Annotated in this window: 7 protein-coding genes and 1 pseudogene; 7 read left to right on the top strand and 1 reads right to left on the bottom strand. The window is 42.3% G+C overall.

Features of this window, described 5'->3' with window-relative positions; all coding sequences use genetic code 11:
• The 7 genes and pseudogenes from tnpC (C5745_RS19740) to C5745_RS20550 form a co-directional block, all read left to right on the top strand.
• The coding region (gene tnpC, locus C5745_RS19740) for an IS66 family transposase (RefSeq protein WP_105718738.1) at window positions 1-1,367 on the top strand (1,367 nt) is incomplete at its 5' end.
• A 180-nt stretch (window positions 1,368-1,547) separates the two neighbouring features.
• Window positions 1,548-2,135: a hypothetical protein gene (locus C5745_RS19735; RefSeq protein WP_133166411.1), complete on the top strand. Its 588-nt coding sequence runs from the start codon at window positions 1,548-1,550 to the stop codon at window positions 2,133-2,135.
• 224 nt (window positions 2,136-2,359) lie between these two features.
• Window positions 2,360-2,731 carry a hypothetical protein gene (locus C5745_RS19730; RefSeq protein WP_105718736.1) on the top strand — a complete coding sequence of 124 codons (372 nt, stop codon included), beginning with the start codon at window positions 2,360-2,362 and terminating at the stop codon, window positions 2,729-2,731.
• 465 nt (window positions 2,732-3,196) lie between these two features.
• Window positions 3,197-3,427, top strand: a pseudogene (locus C5745_RS19725) (RHS repeat domain-containing protein); the annotation flags it as partial.
• Between the two features lie 118 nt (window positions 3,428-3,545).
• Window positions 3,546-3,884 (top strand): hypothetical protein, encoded by a 339-nt coding sequence (locus C5745_RS19720; RefSeq protein ID WP_105718735.1) that lies wholly within the window; start codon window positions 3,546-3,548, stop codon window positions 3,882-3,884.
• A 53-nt stretch (window positions 3,885-3,937) separates the two neighbouring features.
• Window positions 3,938-4,462 (top strand): toxin-antitoxin system YwqK family antitoxin, encoded by a 525-nt coding sequence (locus C5745_RS19715; RefSeq protein WP_165793155.1) that lies wholly within the window; start codon window positions 3,938-3,940, stop codon window positions 4,460-4,462.
• Between the two features lies 1 nt (window position 4,463).
• Window positions 4,464-5,108: an RHS repeat domain-containing protein gene (locus C5745_RS20550; RefSeq protein WP_105718733.1), complete on the top strand. Its 645-nt coding sequence runs from the start codon at window positions 4,464-4,466 to the stop codon at window positions 5,106-5,108.
• On the opposite strand, the gene tnpC (C5745_RS19705) is transcribed toward C5745_RS20550, so the two are convergent.
• On the bottom strand, window positions 5,097-5,686 hold a 590-nt coding region (tnpC, locus tag C5745_RS19705; protein WP_117584416.1), incomplete at its 5' end, for an IS66 family transposase. The genes C5745_RS20550 and tnpC (C5745_RS19705) overlap by 12 nt on opposite strands.

Below are 5,686 nucleotides of genomic sequence, written 5' to 3'. Positions count from 1 at the left end.
GCCAGAAGCGCGAACGTTTCGAAGGTGACCCCAACCAGACTGAACTTCCATTTGAGGTAGAACCCCTGGCAGTAGAGCAGCAACAGGAAGAAACCAAGCAAAAGATCGAGTATACCCGCAAACGCCCCAATCATAAAGGGCGCGCAAAACTCCCCCAGCACCTTCCCGTACAGGAGATCGAGATCTATCCCGAAGGTGATCTGTCGGAAATGGTGTGCATCGGAAAAGAGATCGCCGAGGAACTGGAGTGCGAGCCTGCAAAGTTCTATATCAAACGCTTCATCCGCTATAAATACACGCCTAAAAATGGAGATGGCGTACGTATCGGCGAACTTCCCGAACGTGTCATCGACAGAGGCATCCCCGGAGCAGGCTTATTGGCGATGATACTGACCGGAAAATATCAGGACCACCTCCCGCTGTACCGACAGAAGCAGATCTTCGCCAGGGAAAACATACAGATCGCCTCCTCGACCATCGAGGGCTGGACAAAGGAGTCACTGATCAAACTCGAACCACTATATGAACAGCTCGTCTTCGATACAAAAGCAAAAGGGTATTTACAGGTTGACGAGACTCCCATAAAGGTGCTCGACAGCGATAAAAAAGGCGCTGCCCACCAAGGTTGGTACTGGGTGTACCATTGCCCGTTGGACAGGACCGTGCTGTTTGACTATAATCCATCCCGCGCAGGGCATGTACCAAAATCCATGCTGGATAACTTTAAGGGTTATCTGCAGACGGATGGATATGCCGCCTATGATAAATATGGCGAAAAGAAGGACATCACCCATCTGGCGTGTTGGGCACACGCACGCCGTGAGTTTGAAAAAGCACTGCAGAACGACCGTCCCAGAGCCGAAAAGGCACTGCTGATGATACAGGGGCTTTATAAGATCGAGCGTAAGGCAAAAGAAGAAAACCTATCACCCCAACAGATCAAGGAGCTTCGTCTAAGAGACTCGCTGGATATCATCAACGATATGGGCAAATGGATCTTTGAGGAAATAAAGAACACCTTGCCAAAGAGCCAGATCGGTAAAGCCATGGCATATACCTATGCCAGATGGGATGCGCTTTCGGCATATCTGCACGATGGAAGCCTGCAGATAGACAACAACCTCGTGGAGAATGCTATCAGACCCGTCGCCCTTGGTCGCAAGAACTGGCTCTTCGCCGGCAGCCATGAAGCCGCACAGCGATCGGCAATGATATACTCGTTCTTCGCCATCTGTAAAAAACATGAAGTCAACCCGTACCAGTGGTTAAAACATACCCTACTGAACATAGCATCCATAAACCATAAAAATATAAAAGATCTTTACCCGCAGAACTATAAGCAAATTATTGACAAATCAAATATGTAGTTCATAGGGCGGATACGGCAAATGAGGAAGAAATGGGGAATCTCGAAATCATTCAAAACTCTGGCACTAGTACTGATCATTCAATATTCAGCTTTTTGGGGGATATAAACAATTTACAAGAAGGTACTTATAAGTGGAATGGAAACCAGTGGATAAGACAATAAAACAAGCCAAGTAAGAATGAAACGAGACATAAACAATATTGCCGCTTTAGCTTTCGGACTGATGCTTTTTGCTACTTGTAATTATGATGTTGGACGTGACGCAAGGATACGTACAGAGGAAACGTTCAAGAGCCGTATGATTGTTGAAGAAAATATCTACAGGAGAGATAGCTTACAGGTTCTAGCAAATCTCAAGGGCTATTTACAACGCCATGAGCAGTCATTTTATAACAAAAGCTATTTTGACTCTACGGAATTGCTTCTTGATACTATACTGTATAGCCCTGATATCAAGCGATTGGTTGTTTTTGTTCTTGCTCGCAATCCCACCAGTAGACAATTTCAGCCAAATACAGAATACGCGTGGTATTATGACGGGTTTTGTTATCTGGGCATTAGGGAAAATGATGATATTAGACTGAACTGGTTTAGGAGATTTAATTTGATCAACTATTATGATGAACAGGAGGCGAAAAACGATTTAAAGGAATATTATTTTACTAGATTAGCCTCCGCAAAAGATACCGATGGTAGCCTTATTTACAAATTTAACGTGGATGACAGTCGTTTTTGGGACGGTCCCGTTTGGAAAGTAATGGATTAAGACGGCATTTTGGATGAAGTTATTTTTACTGATACGGGCAATAGTACAAATCACTCAATTTTTAGTTTTCTTAATGACGTATCAAGGCTTGAAGAAGGAACTTATAAATGTAATGATCGATTCTAAAACATTCACGGGATTAGTGCAAGTGTTGGAGATAGACCAATATTAGAAATTTATAACCCTAAAAAACAACATAAGGAAACGAAATTTAGATATTAGTTATGAATGATTTTGTAAAATGGAATCCTATACTTCCGGTCCCTAAGGATTTGTACTTTGTCAGTTTAATAAATAATGAAGGAATACTGACGATCCTATTAGCGGAGATGGATGATGATAAACTACTAGAACTTAAATTTAAAGGGGTAATGGCATATCAGGTAGTTGATGAAGGCGCGAGATTAAAGACCCTCTATGAACAACCAACATATAGAGGTTTTGTTACTTCTAATAATTCGACGTATTTACGATGGTTTCATTTAGAAAGCAGAGGGATATTCGAAGATTGGGACTTGAAACACTATTCAATTGGTAACACTAACAATATAATAGACATCATAAGTGGCAATAATATAGAAATGCAATGGAAATAGCAATAGCTCGATTTTGAATGGGTTGCGAGTTCTTGGAAGCCCAATCTTCCATCGGATTGGGCGGAAAGATCATCTGTTACGCCACCGGGAACAGGAGAAGGACGGCCTGTCAGGCGGCCGTGGAATAAAGCGGAATGAAATGAGCATTTATGCCGCGAAAGCGTATCAATGCCCTTGATCTCAGCCATGAAGAAATGAAAAATCTATTGAGAATAGGGCAACTTCCAATATAAAAATACTACTGTTGTATAGAAAGCTCTTCACCGGCCGGGTCCTTCGGAGGCTACCTTTGCTGTAACAGACGCAACCAAACCATAAAATACCGCATGCGCAATCCGCCTAAAACATTACCTTTGGATCAGAGAAGTTCTTTGAGAAAACCGGTCTGGGAATGCCAGCAAGTTCGGGAAACAGCGGAAAAGTTGCGGAAGGCAGTACGATTACGGCGCGAGGTTCTATGATGCGGAGATAGGTAGATGGAATGTGGTGGATCCGCTGGCTGAGATGGATAGAAGATGGACACCTTATAGGTACGGATACAATAATCCCATCCGGTTTATTGATCCGGATGGAATGAGAGAGGATATATGGGAGTTTAATACTGAGACAAGAAGCCTTAAATTGATAGAGGAAACTAATGATAAATTTCATCTCATAAAAGATCAAAAAGGCAATGCGATTATGAGGACAGACTAAAGAAAGTGTTGCGGAACGAATTAAAAATTGGGACAGTAAAACAGGTGCAAAGGATTTCTTTGAGACTTATAGCAATCTAGGAAACGAGATAAGAAAGGATGAGGGAACATTTAAAGAAATGCTTCAGAGGGGTGAAGAAATGGGTTTCGATACAAAAGTAATTAAAGACCTCAAAACCACAGGAGATAGGAAAAGAATAAATGATTACGTCTCCCTAGTTAGAGATTACATGGTGGGGCAGGCTGCAGGTCCCTCGACATTGGGAACCTTGATGGATATAAAGGATTCTCCGATAACTTATGAGAGAATTACTGGAAGCACAATAGAACAACACGGCAATATGGTAATGAAAGAAGTTTCTGATCTCCCAAGTAAAGTCGGTCAGTCGATTTTAAATATAAAGACTACTATAAATGGAGGATTAAATTCTTTAAAGAATTATCGTCCGATAAGATGATAACACTAATATTTTGAATAATGAGAATCTTGTTTTGCATATTGACTGCCTTTTTGCATATTACATCGTGTGGGAATAATAATGGTAAAGTAATTGAATATTATTCAACAGGTGAGAAGTTTGGAGAAGGATATATGAAGGACGGTAAAAAGGTGGGGCGATGGGTTACATGGCACGAAGATGGTAGTAAATTAGGAGAATATAATTACTCAGAAGGAGAGCTCGATGGCAAAAGTACGCAATGGTATAAAAATGGAAATGTACAATCGTCTTCGAGATACATAACAGGTAAGCCAATTGACACTTCTAAGCGCTATTTTGAGAATGGTCAATTAAACTATATAAAGTTTTATGTTGAACCAGGTAAACGTGATGGTAAATTTACTATTTGGCACGAAAACGGTAAAATCAGTCAGGTTGGATTTTACAAAAATGGTAAGATGGATGGTGAATGGAAAACTTATAAAAAGGACGGGTCTTTGAAAACTGTATCTTATTATCTAGTTGGAGACAGCATAGGTAATTGGGTAAATTATGAGAAGGGAGAATGTTCTCAGCATGTAGATAGTGTAAAGTAAAATCGCTCATTACGATTACGGAGCAAGGTTCTATGATGCGGAGATAGGACGGTGGAATGTGATAGATCCGCTGGCGGAGCAAGGGAGGAGATGGTCACCATATACCTATGCTTTTAACAATCCGATACGTTTCATTGATCCTGACGGAATGTGGCCGTTTGACCCACCAACGAAAAAGCAACAGAGGGTTGGGGCAGGCGTAACAGCAGGAGGAATAATTGGGGGATCGTTAGCTCTTGGTGGTGCAGTTGCCGTTGGTGGAACAGGAACTATCATAGGTGCGCCCGTCGCTTGGATAGGGGGAGGCGCAATTGTAGTAGGAGGATTGATCGGTGGTGCAAGTGTAGCTGCCTACGATTATTTCTTTGAACCGAAAAATACGAGTTTGTCGTCAAATTCTTTATCAGATAGTGAAAACTCAAAACCCCGAGTTCCATCAGGAGATAAACATGGAGATCCAACTGACAGAGAATTACCAAGAGATAAAAATGGATTACCTGTACGAGACCCGGAAGCGGCTGATGCTGGACCACATAGTCAAATTGGTAAAAAATCTGGTCGAAATGGCGACTATAAACAAGCTAGAGAGTTTGATGGAGAGGGGAATGTGGTTAAAGAGTATCCGCCCTACGAACTACATATTTGATTTGTCAATAATTTGCTTATAGTTCTGCGGGTAAAGATCTTTTATATTTTTATGGTTTATGGATGCTATGTTGAGTAGGGTATGTTTTAACCACTGGTACGGGTTTACCTCATGTTTTTTACAGATGGCGAAGAACGAGTATATCATTGCCGACCGCTGTGCGGCCTCATGGCTGCCTGCAAACAAGTAGTTTTTGCGGCCGAGCGCAACCGGTCTTATGGCATTTTCACAGAGGTTGTTGTCAATCTGCAGATTTCCGTCATTCAGATAAGCCGAAAGCGCATCCCAGCGTGCATAGGCATAGGCCATAGCCTTTCCGATCTGGCTTTTGGGAAGTGTGTTTTTTATTTCTTGGAAGATCCATTTTCCCATTTCGTTGATTACAGGTAAGGCTTCTTCTAGCCGCAGCTCCTTGGTCCTGTCGGCCGAAAGCCCGTCCTCTTTAGCCCTGCGTTCAATTTTATAGAGTTTCTGTATCATCATCAGCGCCTTTTCGGCCCTTGGGCGATCGTTCTGCAATGCTTTTTCAAACTCACGGCGTGCGTGTGCCCAGCATGCCAGATGGGTGATGCCCTTCT

The sequence above is a fragment of the Sphingobacterium haloxyli genome (genome assembly GCF_002980525.1).
Lineage (GTDB): Bacteria > Bacteroidota > Bacteroidia > Sphingobacteriales > Sphingobacteriaceae > Sphingobacterium > Sphingobacterium haloxyli.
The sequence above is the reverse complement of the archived record's forward strand: the minus strand, read 5'-3'. Positions and strand labels throughout refer to the sequence as shown.